The organism is Nocardia sp. NPDC058633 (genome assembly GCF_042717045.1).
Classification (GTDB): domain Bacteria; phylum Actinomycetota; class Actinomycetes; order Mycobacteriales; family Mycobacteriaceae; genus Nocardia.
The window spans coordinates 1-18,617 of the sequence record NZ_JBHXRA010000012.1; the positions used below are offsets into that span (position 1 = coordinate 1).

An 18,617-nucleotide genomic window follows, 5' to 3' on the forward strand; every position below is an offset into this window, starting at 1 on the left:
TTAAGGCCCCCTACAGACCATGGGGTTGATAGGCCAGAATTGGAAGCCAGGTAACTGGTGTAGGTGACTGGTACTAATAGGCCGAGGGCTTACTAATGAAGGTGTTACGCGTCCACTGTGCGGTTTCTGAAACAACAGACACTGCAGCAGACATGAAAGAACTCTTTCCCTTTTTTGGGGTGGGGGTTCTGGAGATGTCGCGCTGTCTAGTTTCATAGAGTTACGGTAGTTATAGCGGTGGGGAAACGCCCGGTCCCATTCCGAACCCGGAAGCTAAGGCCACCTGCGCCGATGGTACTGCACTCGACAGGGTGTGGGAGAGTAGGACACTGCCGGAACATCCTTCGCGATAGGGGACCCTTATTTGGGTCCCCTATCGGCGTTTGTGGACTCGATACGAGGCCGGTACGCCAGGCGGACGATGCCCCGTCCTTCGTCCGTGGTTGAATTCTTAGTGGCGGGGCCATTGACAACACTCCCCGGAGGCCGGGGAACCTAGAGAGGGATCGCCGTGTCGGAACACAACGACGGACGGAAGCCTTTCCGCCGGGACGGAGACGCCCCCGGTTTCGGCCGGCGAGGCGAACCGACCGATCGCCCCCGCGGCGGACACGGTGACAATCGCGGCTCGGGCCGTGGCGAAGGCGGCGGATTCCGTCGAGACGACGCCGGTCGCGGCGGCAACGCAGACCGTGGTGGTTCTGATCGTGGCAGTTCCGATCGGGGTGGCTTCCGTCGTAACGACGACAACCGTGGCGGCGGTCGTCCCGAGGGCCAGCGTGGCGGATACAACCGTGACGATCGCGGTGCCGACCGTGGTGGTTTCCAGCGCAGCGACAGTGGCGACCGCGGCGGTTATCAGCGCCGCGACGACGCCGGTCGTGGCGGTTCCGGCGATCGCGGTGGCTACCGCGGCAACAATGACGACCGCCCGCGCGGCGGTTCTGATCGTGGCGGTTCTTCGGATCGTGGTGGTTACCAGCGCCGCGATGACAGCTCCAAGGGTGGCTACCCGAAGCGCGATGACGCCGGTCGCGGGGGCTACCAGAAGCGTGACGACAACGACCGTGGCGGTTACCAGAAGCGCGACGACAACGACCGTGGCGGTTTCAAGCGCAGCGACAGTGGCGACCGCGGCGGTTATCAGCGCCGCGACGACGTCGGTCGTAGCGGCTCCGGCGATCGCGGTGGATTCAAGCGTGAAGGCGGCAGTGATCGTCCGTCCGGCGGTTTCGACCGCGGCGGCGACCGTGGTGGATACCGTGGAAACGACGACCGTCCTCGCGGTGGTTCGGGCGGCGGGTTCCGTCGCGGTGAGGGCGACGATCGCTCGCGCGGTGGTTCTGATCGTGGAAGCGACCGTGGTGGCAGCTCGGATCGTGGCGGCTACCAGAAGCGCGATGACAAGGGCGGTTACCCGCGTCGAGACGACAGCGGCAAGGCTGGCTATCAGCGGCGCGACGACAACGATCGCGGTCCCCGCCGGGACGACGACCGTGGTCGCGGTGGTTTCAAGCGTGGCGCCGGCGCCGGTGGCGGCCAGGGGCGTTTCGTCGGTGAAGACGGAAAGCCGCTCAACGGGACTTACCGCGAGAAGCGTGCCGAGCGCGAAAGCGATGTGCTCGGTGTTGTTTCGGCAGCGGCTGCTTCCGAGATCGACGAGTCGATCGTCGAACCCGACGACAGCACGACCTCGGCCGGTGCATCGGATATCACCGCCTCCGCGGGAGCGAGCGACACGTCGGCAGCGTCCGCTGAGCAGTCCGAGGACTCGGCGCCCGAGCGCCCGGAGCCGAGTGAGGCTCGGGTAGCCGACGTCGTCGACACGACCCCAGAAGACGCGACCACCGATGGCGGCGCGGATCACATCGAGGACGACCGCTCCCGTGGCGCAGATCGCGACGATCTCGTCCGGGACGACTCGAACCTCGATGAGCAGCCGCGAATCGCGACCAGCGGCGATAACGACGAAAGCCCGCGTAGCGTGGATCGTGACCGCAGCGAATCGAGCCGCGACGAAAGCCCGCGTGGCATGGACCGTGACCGCAGTGAATCGGACCGCGACGAAAGCCCGCGTGGTGTCGATCGTGCCCGTAGTGGGTCCGATCGCGATGACCGCTCGCGTGGGGCCGATCGTGACGACCGCGTCAGCGACTCGGAGCGCCCTCGTGGCGACGCCGATCGTGGCGAGCGACGTGGATTCGCGGATCGCGGTGCTCGTTCGGTCCGTGACGACCGCTCGCGGAGCGGGTCGGAGTCCGGCGCGGCACGGTCGGGTGACTTCGGCGGCGATGATCGTCGTCGTGGCGGTGAAGGTGCTCGGACGACGGGTGGGCGACCGGACGACCGTCGGGCGGCTCGTCCCGAAGAACCTGATCTGCCCGAGGACGTGCAGGCCTCCGACCTGGATCCGGCCGTGCGCCGCGATCTGCTGAGCCTGGACAAGAACAACGCCGATTCGGTGGCCCGGCACATGGTGATGGCCGTCGAGCTGCTCGAAGACGACCCGCGTCTGGCACTGGCACACGCTCGGGCCGCGCGACAGCGTGCGGGCCGGATCGCAGTGGTGCGTGAGACCGCCGGTGTGGTGGCCTACCACGCCGAGGAGTGGGCCGAGGCGCTGTCGGAGCTGCGAACCGCCCGACGCATGTCGGGTGGTGCCGGGTTGCTCGCGGTGATGGCGGACTGCGAACGCGGTCTCGGCAGGCCGGAACGGGCCATCGAGCTCGGACGCAGCGAGGAAGCACAGACGCTCACCGGCGACGAAGCGGCCGAACTGCGCATGGTGGTCGCCGGCGCCAGGATGGATCTGGGTCAGTTCGACCAGGCCGTGGTGACGCTACAGGCTTCCGATCTGGATCCGTCTCGCACCGGTTCCGCCGCCGCACGCCTGTTCTACGCCTACGCCGACGCGCTGGTGGCGGCAGGCCGGACCGATGACGGTCTGCAGTGGTTCCTCAACGCCGCCGCCGCTGATCTCGACGACGAAACCGACGCCGAGGACCGGGCAACCGAACTCACCGGCGACGCGCAGTAAGAACAGCACAAAGGCCGTAGGCCGGGAACTCTGACGGGTTTCTGGCCTGCGGCCTTTCGCGTGTCGAACACTGGAGGCCGGATCCGGAACCGGCACACCGTGTACGAATGCTTGCCACATGCTCGATCATGAAGGGTGCGAGTGCTGTTCGACAGCCGAGGAGGACGGAGCTGTCGGTGGCCTCGCCTAGGGTCGCAGGTGTGCTCGACCCGGCAGTGACGACGGAGTGAGGGTGAATGAACCGGCTGCGCGATCAATACGACGCTTTGCTGCTCGACCTGGACGGAACGCTGTACCGCGGTCCCGAGGTCATCGAGGGCGCGCCCGAAGCGCTTGCATCGGACGGTGATTCGGCACAACGACTGGTGTACGTCACGAACAACGCGGCACGCGGACCCGGCGCCGTGGCGCACCATCTGGTCGAGCTCGGCTACCCGGCCACGGCCCACGACGTGGTGACCAGTGCGCAGGCCGCCGCCCGCATGCTGTCCGAACGGCTGAGTCCCGGCGACAGGGTGCTCGTCGTCGGCACCGACGATCTGGCCGCCGAGGTGAAAGCCGTCGGTCTCGACCCGATCCGCCGATTCGGCGACACCCCGCCCGCCGCGGTTGTGCAAGGCCACTCGCCGACGACCGCGTGGCCCGATCTGGCCGAAGCCGCCTACGCCCTGCGCGCCGGCGCGCTGTGGGTCGCCGCCAACGCCGACCGCACCCTGCCCAACGAGCGTGGTCTCGCCCCCGGCAACGGCTCGATGGTCGCCGCCCTGGCCACCGCCTCCGACCGTGAGCCCCTCGTGGCGGGCAAGCCCTTCGCGCCGCTGATGGAAGACGCGATCGAGCGCGCGGGCACCCGCCGATCCCTGGTCGTCGGCGACCGCCTCGACACCGATATCGAGGGCGCCAACGGCCTTGGCCTCGACTCGCTGCTGGTGCTCACCGGAGTCAGCACCCTCGAGGAAGTGCTCGGTGCGCCCGCGGCCCGGATCCCTACCTACATCGCCGCCACCCTCGACGCGCTCAACGACGCTGTCGTCGCCGAGCCCGCCGCACCGGCGGACATCGCCGAACTGTTGCGACAGCATCCCGGCCGGGCGGTACGGGTGCGCGCAGCCGATTCGGAAATCCGATAGCGTTGACGCCACGATGAGTACTGCGAGTTCACCGCCGAACGGCGCGTCACAGCCACTCCGGCCCGGGATTCCCGTGCCGGGGGCTCACCTGCCCGGCGCCGCGGCGCATCAGGAACCGGCCGATCCCCACCGGATCAAGACCGAGGTCGACGCGCTGCTGGCCGAACTCGGTCCGCGTCCCGCCGTGAGTCCGGCGGAGAACACCGAGACCGGTGCCGACATCACCCGGCGTGCGCGCATTCTCGAGCAAGCGCACGACGTGCTGGTGGACGCGCTGGCGACAGTGGACAAGATCTGAGGTGGCCAGGCGAGCGCGTGTGGACGCCGAACTGGTTCGTCGCGGATTGGCGCGATCGCGAGAACACGCGGTCGAGCTGATCGGCGCGGGCCGCGTCCTGATTGCCGGAACCGTCGCCGTGAAACCCGCGACGGCGGTGGAGACGGGAACCCCGCTGATCGTGCGGGAAGAACCCGACGAGGTGTCGTGGGCCTCGCGTGGCGCGCACAAACTGCTCGGCGCGCTCGAGGCGTTCGAACCGGAGGGTCTCGATATCTCGGGTAAGCGATGTCTGGACGCGGGGGCGTCGACCGGCGGGTTCACCGATGTGCTGCTGAACAAGGGCGCGAGCGAGGTGGTCGCCGTCGATGTCGGTTACGGTCAGTTGATCTGGCGACTGCAGAACGACGATCGGGTCACGGTGTTCGATCGCACCAACGTGCGCAACATCACGCCCGAATCCATCAGTGGCACAGTCGAAGTCGTTGTGGGCGACTTGTCCTTCATCTCGCTGGCGCTCGTCCTGCCCGCCCTGGTGGCGTGCGCTGCCGACGGTGCGGATCTGTTGCCGATGGTGAAACCACAGTTCGAGGTCGGCAAGGACCGGGTCGGCTCGGGTGGGGTGGTGCGAGACCCGGAACTGCGGACCGAAGTCGTCTGCGAGGTGGCGAACGCCGCCGCTGCGCTGGGACTGCGCACCCAGGGCGTTGTCGCGAGCCCGCTGCCCGGTCCGTCGGGCAATGTCGAGTACTTCCTGTGGCTGCGCAAGGTCGGTCCGTTCGACTACGACGCCGAACAGGTGCGGGCGCTGGTCGCGCACGCTGTCGAGGAGGGCCCGCAGTGAGTACGCATGCCGACGGCAGGGAAATCCTGCTCGTGGCCCATCCCGGCCGTGCGGAGATCATCGAGACCGCGCACCGGGTGGCGAAGATCTTCGCCGAAGCGGGCATCTGCTTGCGGGTGCTGGCCGACGAGGCCGACAGCACCCGGTTCGAAGACGAAGCCGGATATCCGGTGCGGGTGGTGCCGCACAGTCCGTCCGCGGCGCAGGGCTGTGAGATGGTGCTCGCCCTCGGCGGCGACGGCACTTTCCTGCGCGCGGCCGAACTCGGTCGGCCCACCGGCGTCCCGGTACTCGGAATCAACCTGGGCCGCATCGGTTTTCTCACCGAAGCCGAGGCCGAGAATCTCGACGAGGCATTGTCGCAGGTGGTCGATCGCGACTACCAGGTGGAAAACCGGATGACCATCGATGTCACCGTGCGCGTCGACGACACGATCGTCGAACGTGGTTGGGCGCTCAACGAGGCCAGCCTCGAGAACGCGCAGCGGATGGGCGTGCTGGAAGTGGTGCTCGAAGTGGACGGGCGGCCGGTCTCGTCCTTCGGCTGCGACGGCATTCTCATCTCGACTCCCACGGGGTCGACCGCTTACGCGTTCTCGGCGGGCGGACCGGTGGTTTGGCCGGAAGTCGAGGCGATGCTGGTGATCCCGAGCAACGCGCACGCGTTGTTCGCGCGACCACTGGTGACCAGTCCGGAATCGCGGATCGCGGTGGAAACCGTGGCGACCGGGCACGACGCGATCGTGTTCCTCGACGGCAGGCGCACCCTCGCGTTGCCGCACGGCGGCCGCGCCGAAGTGGTGCGCGGCGAACAGCCGGTGCGCTGGGTGCGGCTCGATTCGGCCCCCTTCGCCGACCGGATGGTGCGCAAGTTCCAGCTGCCGGTCACCGGCTGGCGGGGCAGACAGCGAACGGAAGAGCACTGATGCTGACAGAGATCAGGATTGACGGACTCGGTGTCATCTCCACGGCCACCGCACAGTTCCACGCGGGTCTGACCGTGCTCACCGGTGAGACCGGTGCGGGTAAGACCATGGTTGTCACCAGCTTGCACCTGCTCAGCGGTGCGCGTGCCGACGCGGGACGGGTTCGCCTCGGCGCGGCGAAAGCGGTGGTGGAGGGCCGTTTCGTAGTCGACGACGTGAACGAGGCGGCGCGCGCGGCAGTCGGGGAGGTGCTGGAATCGGCGGGTGCCGAGGCCGACGAGGACGGCAGCGTGATCGCGGTCCGCACCGTCAACAGCGACGGACGTTCGCGCGCGCACCTGGGCGGACGTGGGGTGCCCGCCGCGGTGCTCGGCGAGTTCACCTCTCGGCTGCTGACGGTGCACGGCCAGAACGACCAGTTGCGGCTGCAGCGGCCCGAACAGCAGCTCTCGGCACTCGACCAGTTCGCCGGCGACAGCGTGGCCGGACTCCTGCGCAAGTACCAGGTGCATCGCCGGTCCTGGCTGGACGCGCGCACCGAACTGCTCGAACGCACCGCGCGCAGCAGGGAGCTCGCGCTCGAGGCCGACCGGCTCAAGTATTCGCTCACCGAAATCGACGGCATCGCCCCCGAACCCGGTGAGGACACCCGCCTGGTCGCCGAGATCCGCAGGCTCAGCGACCTCGATTCGCTGCGTGAGGCGGCGGTCGCCGCGCACGAGTCGCTCTCGGGTCCGAGCGACGCGCCGGCCGACGGTGGTGGTGTCCTCGATCTACTCGGGGTTGCCCGTGCCCGCCTGGAATCCGCCGACGACCCGGCGTTGGCCGGGCTGGCTCCGCGGCTGGGCGAGGCGATCGCGGTGGTCGTCGACGCGGCCACCGAACTCAGCAGCTATCTGTCGGAACTGCCGTCCGATCCCAGCGCGCTGGACACGATGCTCAACCGCCAGGCCGAACTCAAATCGCTGACCCGCAAGTACGCGCCCGATATCGACGGGGTGATCGCGTGGGCCGACGAGTCGCGCTCACGCCTGGACTCACTCGACGTGTCCGAGGACGCGCTGGCAAAACTCGCCGACGAGGTGGAGACCGCCGCGGGCAAGGTGCGGGAGGCGGCTCGCAAACTCGGTGCCGCGCGCGCCAAGTCGGCGGGCAAGCTGGCGAGCGCGGTGAGTACCGAGCTCGGCGGTCTGGCGATGGGCAAGGCGCGCTTGGAAGTTCAGGTCCGACCGCTGCTTGCCGGCGCGCAGGACTCGGCGCCGTTGGAGATCGACGGGGTGCAGCTGCACGCCGGCTCGAACGGGTGTGACGAAGTCGAATTCCGGCTCTCGGCGCACTCCGGAGCGCAATCGCTGCCTTTGAGCAAGAGCGCCTCCGGCGGTGAGCTCTCGCGGGTGATGCTGGCGCTGGAAGTGGTCCTCGCCGGTTCCGATCACGGCGCGACCATGGTGTTCGACGAGGTCGACGCCGGGGTGGGTGGTCGGGCCGCGGTGGAGATCGGCAAGCGCCTGGCGCGCTTGGCGCGCACCCATCAGGTCATCGTCGTGACCCACCTGCCCCAGGTGGCGGCCTTCGCCGACACCCACCTGGTGGTGAACAAGTCCGACGACGGAAAAGGCAAGGTGGACAGCGGGGTTCGCACGCTGACCGACGACGAGCGGGTGGTGGAGCTGGCCCGCATGCTGGCGGGCCTCGACGACACCGAGACCGGCCGCGCGCACGCGGAGGAACTTCTCGAGACCGCCAGGGCCGAGCGGCTGCCTGCCTGAAAAACGACGTCGCCTGCCTTGGCGGCAGGCGACGTCGGCTTCGATCAGCGCAGGGCTTTGCGCACGCCACCGAGGAGCTGGTTGGTCAGCTGACGCAGGCCGAACTCGAGCACGGGCGCGGGCAGGGGCAGCGACGGCTCGGAGTCCATCGTGTACACCACGCGGGTGCCGCCGTCGGCGGTGTCGGCGAAGGTGATGGCGCCGACGTGGCGCTTGACCGGCGCGCCCTTGACGATCTTGTATTCCATCCGCTCGCCGGGAACCAGCTCGGTGATCTCCTCGGTGATGCCGACCTTGCCGAAGCCGAGCAGGTGCTGGGCGCCGACGCCGGTGGCCGGGTCGCCCGCCTTGATGAGCTTGACCTGGATCGGCAGGTGCGGGCTGACGCTCTCACGCTCGGTGAAGAGGCGGTAGACGATGTCGCGAGGTGCGTCGAAAACCGTCTCGACGGTGCTGCGTGGCATGAATGTGTCTCCTGTCCGAGATGTCTGTGACCCGCAGCATACGGGTAGTTGGCGGCTTTGTTCCTACCTGGCTGCCGTAGCTGAATGCGGAGCGCACGATCGAGCCGGTAACACCGGAATCGGCGATTGGGGGCGGCATGGTCTCGGTCGAGGTGGCGGAGATAGATCACAGTGACGAATGTGACGGATGATTCGGCGCGCCTCCACCAAAGGTTGAGGGTTTGGCTTCATCATCGGCCACATGAGGATGCCGGCGTTGTTATCGCGGAACACGGAAACGCTGCCCGGTGTCGCCGGGATCGCCCGGGTGGATCGCGACACCGCACGATTACTGCGGCGGGTCGGTCCCGGGGACGTGGTGGTCCTCGATCAGACCGACCTGGACCGCCACACCGCCGACCGATTGGTCGAGGCGGGGGTGCTCGCGGTGATCAACACCTCCCCGTCGATTTCGGGCCGGTATCCCAACCTGGGGCCAGAAGTGCTGGTGGCCAACGGGATCGTGCTGATGGACACGGTGTCCTCCGACGCGTTCGGCAAGATCAAGGACGGCGCCAAGATCCGCATCGACGGTGGCATCGTCTACGCCGACAGATTGACCAAGAAAGAACCCGAGGTCCTGGTCGAGGGCATCGAGTTCGACGAGTCGACCATCGCCGACCGGATGATCGAGGCGCGCAACGGACTCGCCGATCACCTCGACGCGTTCGCGGGCAACACCACCGAATTCGTGCGCACCGAGAGCGCGTTGCTGATCGACGGTGTCGGCGTGCCCGATATCGAGCTGGAGATGCGGGACCGGCACGTGGTCGTGATCGCCGACGGCTCGGGCCATCTCGCGGAATTGCAGCGGCTCAAGCCGTTCATCAAGGAGTACGCGCCGATTCTGATCGGTGTCGGCAGCGGCGCCGACACCTTGCGCAAGCTCAAGTACACCCCCGACCTGATCGTCGGAGATCCTGACGAGATCAGCACCGAGACACTGAAATCCGGTGCCGAGATGATCCTGCCCGCCGACACCGACGGGCACGCCAAGGGGCTCGAGCGCATTCAGGATCTGGGGATCGGTGCCACCACGTTCCCGTCCTCGGGTTCGCCGACCGATCTCGCGTTGATGCTGGCCGACCATCACGGCGCGTCCTTGATCGTGTTGGCGGGCGCCCCCGCGTCGCTCGAGGACTTCTTCGACCGTGGCCGCCGCGACAGCAATCCGGCCACCTTCCTGACCCGATTGAAGGTCGGTGCGAAGCTGGTCGACGCGAATGCGGTGTCGACGCTGTACCGGCATCGGTCCACGGGTGCCGCGGTGGCGCTGGTGGTGCTGGCCGCGTTGGTGGCGATCGTGGTGGTGATCCTGGCCTCGCACAACGGTTCCGAGGTCCTGGACTGGGCGATCGAGTACTGGAACAGCTTCGTCCTGTGGGTGCGTGGTCTGCTGTGATCTCGCTGCGTCAACACGCCATCTCGATCGCGGCGATCTTCCTCGCGCTGGCGGTTGGGGTGGTGCTCGGTTCGCACACTCTCGCGGGCGACATGATCTCGGGACTGCGGTTGGACAAGACGGACCTGAACACCCAGGTGGACGAGCTGGCCGCCCAGAACGCCCAACTCAGCGCCCGCCTCGACGCCGCCGACCAGTTCATCGCGGGCTCGGCGGCCCGCATCCTGAACGGCACCCTGGCCGACCGCACCGTTGTCGTGCTCACCACTCCCGACGCCGATCCCACTGATATCGACGGCGTGAGCAAGTCCCTGCAGACAGCGGGCGCCACGGTGACGGGCCGCGTCGCCCTCACCGAGTCCTTCGTCGACGCGGGGGAGGGCGATCGCATGCGCTCCACCTTGACCAACATCGTGCCCGCGGGCGCCCAGTTGAACACCGGCGCCGTAGACCAGGGCAGCCTCGCAGGCGACCTGCTCGGCCTGGCACTACTCCAAGACCCGGCAACCAACAATCCCCGCAGCACCCCCCAGGAACTGTCCCTCATCCTCGAGACCCTCCGCGGCGGCGACTTCCTCACCTTCACCGACCCGCCGACGAGACCCGCGCAACTTGCCGTGGTCATTACCGGCAACGGTGTCGAACCCGACACCGGCCAGGGCGCGACTATCGCCCGCTTCACCGCCGCCTTGCGAGCAAGAGCCGCAGGCACAGTCCTCGCGGGCCGCCCCGGCGCCGCCGAGAACAGCGCCGCAATAGCCAACGTCCGAGCCCAGGCCCCCCTCGCGACCACGGTGACCACGGTCGACAACATCGACCGCGAAATAGGCCGAGTAACAACAACACTCGCCCTCACAGAACAACTGACCGGCGGCGCAGGCCGCTACGGTACGGGCCCGGCGGCAACGTCGCTGACCCTCGTAGCGATGCCCCGTTGATTGAGAACCTCACCACTCTCGCCAAGGCGAGCTCCCGCGACGCGCGTACCGACGTAACAACTGATCACGCAAGAACACGGGTAACTCGCCCGGCACCGGAAAACCCCGCCACCGACCTACCGCCGGCGGCCGACGCGACTGTTCACGCACCTCAGTGACGCTTGAATATTCGGGGAGGCGGTAAGGTGGTGGTCCGTGGGTCATCAACGGAATCAGGCTAAAAGTGCCACCAAGCACATCTTCGTGAGCGGTGGCGTCGCCTCCTCATTGGGTAAGGGTCTCACCGCCTCCAGCCTCGGTCAGTTGCTGACCGCGCGCGGCATGCGGGTGACGATGCAGAAGCTCGACCCGTATCTCAATGTCGATCCGGGCACTATGAACCCGTTCCAGCACGGCGAGGTGTTCGTCACCGAAGACGGTGCCGAGACCGATCTGGACGTGGGTCATTACGAGCGTTTCCTCGATCGCGATCTCACGATGGACGCGAACGTGACCACCGGTCAGATCTATTCGACCGTGATCGCCAAGGAACGCCGTGGCGAGTATCTGGGCGATACGGTGCAGGTCATCCCGCATATCACCGACGAGATCAAGAATCGCATCCTGGCGATGCAGGGTCCCGATCTCGAGGGGCATGTGCCGGATGTGGTGATCACCGAGATCGGTGGCACCGTCGGGGACATCGAGTCGCAGCCGTTCCTCGAGGCGGCTCGCCAGATCCGGCACGATGTGGGTCGCGACAATGTGTTCTTCCTGCATGTGTCACTGGTGCCGTACCTGGCGCCCTCGGGCGAGCTCAAGACCAAGCCGACGCAGCATTCGGTGGCCGCGCTGCGCAATATCGGTATCCAGCCCGACGCGTTGATCCTGCGGTGCGACCGTGAGGTGCCCCAGGGTCTCAAGAACAAGATCGCGCTGATGTGCGACGTCGACGTGGAAGCGTGCATCTCCACGCCGGACGCGCCGTCGATCTACGACATCCCGAAGGTGCTGCACAGCGAGGGCCTCGATGCCTACGTGGTGCGCAAGCTCGGACTGCCGTTCCGCGACGTGGACTGGAAGGTGTGGGGCGATCTGCTCGATCGCGTGCATTCCCCGCGCGAGACCGTCGAGGTGGCGCTGGTCGGCAAGTACGTCGATCTGCCCGATGCCTACCTGTCGGTGACCGAGGCGCTGCGTGCGGGTGGTTTCGCGCATCGCGCCAAGGTGAACATCCGCTGGGTGCCGTCGGACGAGTGCGAGACCGAAGCCGGTGCGCAGGCGGCGCTGCGTGATGTCGACGCCGTGCTGATCCCCGGCGGGTTCGGCATTCGCGGCATCGAGGGCAAGCTCGGTGCGATCGGTTACGCCCGCCACCGCGGTATCCCGCTGCTGGGCCTGTGCCTGGGCCTGCAGTGTGTGGTCATCGAGGCGGCGCGTTCGGTCGGTATCGAGGACGCGAACTCCGCGGAGTTCGAGCCCGACACCAAGAACCCGGTGATCTCGACCATGGCCGATCAGGAAGACGTCGTCGCCGGTGCAGCCGATCTGGGCGGCACCATGCGTCTGGGCGCCTACCCCGCGACTTTGAAGAAGGGTTCGGTCGTCGCGCAGGCGTACGGCACCGAGAACGTGTCCGAGCGGCACCGGCACCGGTTCGAGGTGAACAACTCCTACCGCGACGCCATCGCCGAGAGCGGGCTGGTCTTCTCCGGCACCTCACCCGACGGGCACCTGGTGGAGTTCGTCGAGTACCCGGCTTCGGTGCATCCGTTCCTGGTCGCCACCCAGGCGCATCCGGAGCTCAAGAGCCGTCCGACCCGACCGCATCCGCTCTTCGCGGCGCTGATCAACGCCGCGTTGAAATACAAACTGGCCGAACGCCTTCCCGTAGACTTTCCGGAGGAAGAGCTCGCGGAGCAGGCCGCGGAAGTCTAGGAACAACGGCGATAGGAACGCATGAGCGAGCCCGGTAGTCACGACTTCGAGACGGTGTCGAGCCGGGTGCTCTACAGCGGCGCGATCCTGGCCCTGCGCCAGGATCAGGTCAGGATGCCGGACGGGCGGGTCGCCGAGCGCGAGGTGATCGAGCATCACGGGGCCGTCGCGGTGCTCGCCATCGACGACGACGACAATGTCGTGCTGATCCGTCAGTATCGGCATCCGATCGGCACCCGGCTGCTGGAACTGCCCGCCGGGCTGCTCGATATCGAAGGTGAGGACCCGCTCGCCGCGGCCGAGCGTGAGCTGGCCGAGGAGACGGGCCTCGCCGCCGCGCGGTGGTCGGTGCTGGTGGACGTGGCGTTGTCGCCGGGTTTCACCGACGAGGCGCTGCGTGTGTTCTTCGCGACCGGTCTCAGCGTCACCGACCGGCCTGATCCCGAGCACGAGGAAGCGGATCTGGAGCTGGTGCGGATGCCTCTCGACGAGGCGGTGCGAGCCGCCCTGGCCGGGGAGATCGTGAACGCGACCGCGGTCGCCGGCGTGCTCGCCTACGCCGCGGCGCGGGCGAGCGGGGCGCCGATGCGCGCCGCCGACGCACCGTGGCCCGGTCAACCGACGAAGTTCCTGCGGCGCAAAGCCGCCGAGGCGCCGACTCGCGGTGACCACGCGTGACCGTCGCAGTGGCCCGTGCTTCGACAGTCGACCTCGCCGCACCGGTCGGCGGGGACTAGACCGGGCGGGGGCGTGCTAGAGCGGGAGATCGACGCCTATCTCGACCATCTCGCGGTCGAGCGCGGTGCCGCGCGCAACACTCTCGGTGCCTACCGACGCGATCTGGGCCGCTACCGGAGTTTCCTCACCGGTCGCGGCGTCGAGAGCTTGCGCGCGGTGGCGCAGGGTGACGTCGCCGAATTCACCATGGCATTGCGGTCCGGCGGCATCGATCACCCAGCGCTGGCGGCCGGTTCGGTGGCGAGGGCGTTGATCGCGGTGCGCGGGCTGCATCGGTTCGCCGCCGCCGAAGGCATCACCGACACCGATGTGGCACATGCGGTGAAACCGCCCGCGCCGGGTCGCCGGTTGCCCAAAGCGCTGCCCTACGACCAGGTTCTGCGCCTTCTCGAGTCAGCCGGCGGCGATCCGGAGGGTTCCGAAGGGGGACCGCGCGGCCTGCGTGACCGGGCACTGCTGGAACTGCTCTACTCCACGGGCGCGCGAATCTCGGAAATGGTCGGGCTCGACGTCGACGACATCGACGCCGAACAACGCTGTGTGGTGCTGCGCGGCAAAGGTGGTAAACAGCGACTCGTCCCGATCGGCCGCCCGGCGCTCGCCGCTGTCGACGCCTATCTGGTGCGCGGTCGTCCAGCCCTCGCCGCGAGCGGGAAAGGTTGCGGCGGAGCGCTGTTCCTCAACGCTCGCGGCGGCAGACTGTCACGGCAGAGCGCCTGGCAGGTACTGCAGACCGCCGCCGAACGCGCCGGAATCGGGGCGACGGTCTCACCGCACACCCTGCGGCACTCCTTCGCCACCCATCTGCTCGACGGTGGCGCCGACGTGCGGGTGGTCCAGGAACTGCTCGGCCATGCCTCGGTGACCACCACCCAGATCTACACCCTCGTCACGGTGAGCACCCTGCGCGAAGTGTGGGCCACAGCCCATCCGCGTGCCACGTGATCGGGCACCACCCATACCCGCTGAGCAGGTATCGTACGAACACGCCCGGCGTTGCCATGCTGTACCTCACCGGTCCGAGCGGTAGCGTCTACCCAGAGTTGGACCGTACGAAAGCGAGCCGGTCCCGGATCGGCCTCGCTACCCTCGACAGGGGTTACCGGCAAGGAAAACGTATAAGGAGCAGCGGATCGTGACGACAGCGGAAACACCGTGGGACGGTGGACCGGAACAGGTCGCCGAGGCCGTCGAGATGGGCCCGACAGGGCGCCCGCTGCGACTGGTGCCCGATCCACCGCAGCTCCAGCGCCATGGCGACGCGCTCGTCGTCGCGATGTGCAATCAGAAGGGCGGGGTCGGAAAGACCACCTCGACCATCAACCTCGGTGCGGCACTGGCCGAATACGGTCGCCGGGTGCTGCTTGTCGATCTCGATCCACAGGGTGCGCTCTCGGCCGGGCTCGGTGTCGCCCACCACGATCTCGACCTCACCGTGCACGACCTGCTGATCGGCGGCAAGGCCAAGGTCGACGACGTGCTGCAGACCACCAAGGTCGACGGCATGGACCTGTTGCCCAGCAACATCGACCTCTCCGCTGCCGAGATCCAGCTGGTCAACGAGGTCGGCCGTGAACAGTCGCTGGGGCGAGCCCTGCACGGTGTGCGCGATCGCTACGACTACATCCTCATCGACTGCCAGCCGTCGCTCGGCCTGCTCACGGTCAACGCGCTGGCCTGCTCGGACGGCGTGATCATTCCGATGGAATGCGAGTACTTCTCGCTGCGCGGCCTCGCCCTGCTCAACGACACCGTCGAGAAGGTGCGCGACCGTCTCAACCCGCGGCTGAGTCTCTACGGCATCGTGGTCACGATGTTCGATGCGCGCCTGCTGCATTCGCGTCAGGTGATGTCGCGCGTGGTCGAGGTGTTCGGCGATCTGGTCTACGACACCGCCATCTCGCGCACGGTGCGCTTTCCCGACGCCAGCGTGGCCGGGGAGCCGATCACCACTTGGTCGCCGAAATCGGGCGGCGCCGAGTCGTATCGAGCGATGGCACGTGAAGTCATCCACCGGTCTGGCCGGTGATCGGAGCTACACCTGCGGTGCAAGCAGTACCCGAAGACGCGGTGCCGGCCGCGGAGAAACCCGGTTTTCATCTGCGGCTCACCAATTTCGAGGGGCCGTTCGATCTGTTGCTGACGTTGATCAGCTCGCGCAAACTCGATGTCACCGAAATCGCGCTCCATCAGGTCACCGACGAATTCATCGCCTACACCAAGGCATTGACCGCCGAGCTGGCCGAGAACACCAAGCTGCGCGCGGACAAGATTCTCGATCAGACCACCGAATTCCTCGTCGTCGCCGCCACCCTGCTCGACCTGAAGGCGGCTCGGCTGCTGCCCTCGGGCGAGATGACCGACGCCGACGATCTCGAACTCCTCGACGCTCGCGACCTGCTGTTCGCGCGACTGCTGCAGTACCGCGCGTTCAAGCAGGTGGCCGAGCTGCTCGCCGAGTTGGAAGCCGCGGCACTGCGCCGGTATCCGCGCTCGGTGGCGCTCGAGGAACAGTTCGAAGGGTTGCTGCCCGAGGTCACTCTCGGGGTGGACATCGCCGCGTTCGCCGAGATCGCCGCCGCGGCTTTCCGGCCACGTCCGATCGCCGAGGTCGGGCTCGGGCATCTGCACATGCACACCATCTCCGTCGCCGAGCAGGCCGAGCTGGTGCTCGCCCTGTTGAAGCAACGCGGGCCGGGCGGCTGGACGACCTTCGCCGAATTGGTGGTCGACTGCACAGTGCCGGTGGAAATCGTGGCCCGGTTCCTGGCGTTGCTCGAGCTGTATCGCGGTAAGACCATCGCCTTCGACCAACCTGATCCGCTCGGGCCGTTGGCGGTCAGCTGGCTCGGCGAGCTGGATCCCGATGCCGAAGCGGCCGCGTTGACTTTCGAGGAGGACTACGGATGACCGAGACAGTGGCGGAATTCACCTCCGAGCCACTCGACGACCTCGAATTGCGGTCCGCCCTCGAGGCGATGCTGCTGGTCGTCGACGCCCCGGCACCCACAGAACAGCTGGCAGCGGCCCTGGACGACACCAGTGAACGTGTCGACACCGTGCTGCGCGCGATGTCGGCCGAACTGACCGCCCGGGGCAGCGGAATCGACCTGCGTTTCGTCGGTGACGGATGGCGCTTCTATACTCGACAGGAGTACGCGCCCTATGTCGAGCGGGTACTGCTCGACGGGGCCCGGACAAAACTGACCCGGGCCGCCTTGGAAACCTTGGCGGTAGTCGCCTACCGCCAGCCGGTGACCCGCATGCGGGTCAGCGCGGTCCGAGGGGTGAACGTCGACGGAGTGATGCGCACGCTGCTGGCCAGAGGCTTGATCGCGGAAGCGGGTCAGGACCCCGAAACCAACGGCACGCTGTACCGCACCACCGAGTTGTTCCTCGAACGGATCGGGCTCGCCTCTCTCGGCGACCTGCCACTGCTGGCGCCGCTGCTTCCCGGCGTCGATCTGATCGACGAGATCAGCGAGAGCCTGGAAACCGATCCCCGGTTCACCAGGCTGAAGAAACCCGCCGAGTCCGATATGGATCTCGGCACCGACGATTGACAGTCACCAGGCTGAACAATCCCGCCGAGTCCGACAGGGATCCCGGCACTGACGATTGACAGGACAGATGAATAATTCCGCTCGCCGAGATGGCACACCGGATCGAAGAAGTCGCAGCGACCAGCCCCGAAGTGGCGCGAATCGAACCACGGACAACCGTGGCGACAGTGCGCGCACCGGGCAGGGTGGCTCCCGCGGAGCGGCTCCGGCCCGCCGCGGCACCGGCGCGGGTGGCTTCCAGCGTGGCAATCAGACAGCAGCCCGGTCCGCGGGCAGCTTCCAGCGTGACGCCGAATCCGGCGGTCGTCGTGGGTCCACCGGTGGTGGGTACCAGCGTGATGACCGTCGCGGTGCTTCCACCAGTGGTGACCGTCGTGGCAGTTCGCCCGGTGGATACCAGCGTGATGATCGGCGTGGTGCTCCGGCCGGTCGCGGCGCGTCCGCCGGTGGATACCAGCGTGATGACCGTCGCGGCGCCCCGTCCGGTGGCGACCGCCGTGGCCCGTCCGCCGGTGGGTATGCGCGTGACGATCGTCGCGCCGCCCCGGCCGGTGCAGGTCAGCGTGATGACCGTCGCGGCACCGGTGCTTCCAGCGGTGGCGGCTACCCGCGTGGTGACGTACAGCGTGGAGGCACGGCTGGTCAGCGCAGCGGCGCTTCGGCAGGCACCCAAGCCTTCGCCGCTCGCAAGAAGACCGCGAAGCCGCAGAAGAAGGTCGTCGCTCCGACGATCCTGAACAACGCCAAGCCCGCACGTCACCAGCACTCCGACGTCACCGAGGGCCCCAAGAAGCTCCCGTGGGGCGAAGGCGAACGCCTGCAGAAGGTCCTCGCCAAGGCCGGTGTGGCTTCGCGCCGCGCCGCCGAGGAGATGATCGCCGCCGGTCGCGTCGAGGTCGACGGCAAGATCGTGCGTGAGCAGGGTCTGCGCATCGACGCCGAGAACGCGGTCGTGCGCGTCGACGGCACCCGTGTCGTGGTGCGCGACGAACTGGTGCACCTGATGATGAACAAGCCCAAGGGCTGGCAGTGCACCATGTCCGACGATCTGGGGCGCCCCTGCGTCGGCGATATCATCGCCGAACGGATCGCCGCTGGTCAGCGCCTGTTCCACGTCGGCCGGCTGGATGCCGACACCGAGGGTCTGCTGCTGGTCACCAATGACGGCGAGATGGCTCATCGACTGATGCACCCCTCGTTCGAAGTCCCCAAGACCTACCTGGCCACCGTCGACGGCGAGGTGAACTACCGCCTGGTCGGTAAGCGCCTGCGCGAAGGTGTCGAGCTCGAGGACGGGCCCGCCAAGGTCGACAAGTTCACGGTGCTCGAGTCCTTCCAGGGCCGGTCGCTGGTCAAGCTCGTGTTGCACGAGGGCCGCAAGCACATCGTGCGTAGGCTGCTCGACGAGGTCGGCCACCCGGTGATCCGGCTGGTGCGCACCCACCTCGGCCCGGTGGCGCTCGGTGATCAGCGTCCCGGCACGCTGCGGGTGCTCGGCCGTGACGAGGTCGGCAAACTCTACGAGGCGGTGCAGCTGTGAACAGTGTGGACTTTCCCCTGGAATTCGCGGGTG

The 18,617-nt window shown here is 67.5% G+C and carries 17 protein-coding genes and 2 rRNA genes; 17 read left to right on the top strand and 2 right to left on the bottom strand.

What is annotated here, in order from left to right:
* A 23S ribosomal RNA gene (locus tag ACFWUR_RS17235) occupies positions 1–97 on the top strand; the annotation flags it as partial.
* A 124-nt stretch (positions 98–221) separates the two neighbouring features.
* A 5S ribosomal RNA gene (gene rrf / locus ACFWUR_RS17240) occupies positions 222–338 on the top strand.
* A 113-nt stretch (positions 339–451) separates the two neighbouring features.
* Here rrf and ACFWUR_RS17245 read toward each other — a convergent pair.
* Complete coding sequence (locus ACFWUR_RS17245; protein WP_378908033.1) at positions 452–1,867, bottom strand: hypothetical protein; 1,416 nt, start codon at positions 1,865–1,867, stop codon at positions 452–454.
* Between the two features lie 165 nt (positions 1,868–2,032).
* Here ACFWUR_RS17245 and ACFWUR_RS17250 point away from each other — a divergent pair, with 165 nt between their 5' ends.
* The 6 genes from ACFWUR_RS17250 (at position 2,033) to recN (ending at position 7,983) form a co-directional block, all read left to right on the top strand.
* Positions 2,033–3,037: a hypothetical protein gene (locus tag ACFWUR_RS17250; protein WP_378908259.1), complete on the top strand. Its 1,005-nt coding sequence runs from the start codon at positions 2,033–2,035 to the stop codon at positions 3,035–3,037.
* Positions 3,038–3,273: 236 nt separating this feature from the next.
* Positions 3,274–4,167: an HAD-IIA family hydrolase gene (locus ACFWUR_RS17255; protein WP_378908035.1), complete on the top strand. Its 894-nt coding sequence runs from the start codon at positions 3,274–3,276 to the stop codon at positions 4,165–4,167.
* Between the two features lie 13 nt (positions 4,168–4,180).
* Positions 4,181–4,465 (top strand): hypothetical protein, encoded by a 285-nt coding sequence (locus ACFWUR_RS17260; RefSeq protein WP_378908037.1) that lies wholly within the window; start codon positions 4,181–4,183, stop codon positions 4,463–4,465.
* Position 4,466: 1 nt separating this feature from the next.
* On the top strand, positions 4,467–5,288 hold the full coding sequence (locus ACFWUR_RS17265; protein WP_378908039.1) for a TlyA family RNA methyltransferase: 822 nt from the start codon (positions 4,467–4,469) through the stop codon (positions 5,286–5,288).
* The gene (locus ACFWUR_RS17270; RefSeq protein WP_378908041.1) at positions 5,285–6,214 is read left to right on the top strand and encodes an NAD kinase; all 930 of its coding nucleotides are present in this window, start codon (positions 5,285–5,287) and stop codon (positions 6,212–6,214) included. The genes ACFWUR_RS17265 and ACFWUR_RS17270 overlap by 4 nt, the downstream gene beginning before the upstream one ends.
* A complete protein-coding gene (gene recN / locus ACFWUR_RS17275) occupies positions 6,214–7,983 on the top strand; it encodes a DNA repair protein RecN (protein WP_378908043.1) in 1,770 nt (589 codons plus the stop codon). Before ACFWUR_RS17270 ends, recN begins: the two co-directional genes overlap by 1 nt.
* Positions 7,984–8,027: 44 nt before the next feature.
* On the opposite strand, the gene ACFWUR_RS17280 is transcribed toward recN, so the two are convergent.
* Positions 8,028–8,447, bottom strand: coding sequence for an SRPBCC family protein (locus tag ACFWUR_RS17280; RefSeq protein WP_378908045.1), 420 nt, complete (start codon positions 8,445–8,447; stop codon positions 8,028–8,030).
* Positions 8,448–8,688: 241 nt separating this feature from the next.
* Here ACFWUR_RS17280 and steA point away from each other — a divergent pair, with 241 nt between their 5' ends.
* From steA to ACFWUR_RS17325, 9 genes are all read left to right on the top strand, one after another.
* A complete protein-coding gene (gene steA / locus ACFWUR_RS17285) occupies positions 8,689–9,888 on the top strand; it encodes a putative cytokinetic ring protein SteA (RefSeq protein ID WP_378908046.1) in 1,200 nt (399 codons plus the stop codon).
* A complete protein-coding gene (locus tag ACFWUR_RS17290) occupies positions 9,885–10,826 on the top strand; it encodes a copper transporter (RefSeq protein ID WP_378908260.1) in 942 nt (313 codons plus the stop codon). The genes steA and ACFWUR_RS17290 overlap by 4 nt, the downstream gene beginning before the upstream one ends.
* A gap of 195 nt (positions 10,827–11,021) precedes the next feature.
* Positions 11,022–12,743, top strand: coding sequence for a CTP synthase (locus tag ACFWUR_RS17295; protein ID WP_378908048.1), 1,722 nt, complete (start codon positions 11,022–11,024; stop codon positions 12,741–12,743).
* Positions 12,744–12,764: 21 nt separating this feature from the next.
* Positions 12,765–13,421 carry an NUDIX domain-containing protein gene (locus ACFWUR_RS17300; protein ID WP_378908050.1) on the top strand — a complete coding sequence of 219 codons (657 nt, stop codon included), beginning with the start codon at positions 12,765–12,767 and terminating at the stop codon, positions 13,419–13,421.
* 72 nt (positions 13,422–13,493) lie between these two features.
* Complete coding sequence (gene xerD / locus ACFWUR_RS17305) at positions 13,494–14,426, top strand: site-specific tyrosine recombinase XerD (protein WP_378908052.1); 933 nt, start codon at positions 13,494–13,496, stop codon at positions 14,424–14,426.
* 250 nt (positions 14,427–14,676) lie between these two features.
* The gene (locus ACFWUR_RS17310; RefSeq protein ID WP_378908261.1) at positions 14,677–15,510 is read left to right on the top strand and encodes a ParA family protein; all 834 of its coding nucleotides are present in this window, start codon (positions 14,677–14,679) and stop codon (positions 15,508–15,510) included.
* Positions 15,511–15,527: 17 nt separating this feature from the next.
* A complete protein-coding gene (locus ACFWUR_RS17315; RefSeq protein ID WP_378908053.1) occupies positions 15,528–16,391 on the top strand; it encodes a segregation and condensation protein A in 864 nt (287 codons plus the stop codon).
* On the top strand, positions 16,388–17,044 hold the full coding sequence (gene scpB / locus ACFWUR_RS17320; protein ID WP_378908055.1) for an SMC-Scp complex subunit ScpB: 657 nt from the start codon (positions 16,388–16,390) through the stop codon (positions 17,042–17,044). Before ACFWUR_RS17315 ends, scpB begins: the two co-directional genes overlap by 4 nt.
* A gap of 67 nt (positions 17,045–17,111) precedes the next feature.
* Positions 17,112–18,584: a pseudouridine synthase gene (locus ACFWUR_RS17325; protein WP_378908057.1), complete on the top strand. Its 1,473-nt coding sequence runs from the start codon at positions 17,112–17,114 to the stop codon at positions 18,582–18,584.
* Positions 18,585–18,617: the final 33 nt, after the last annotated feature.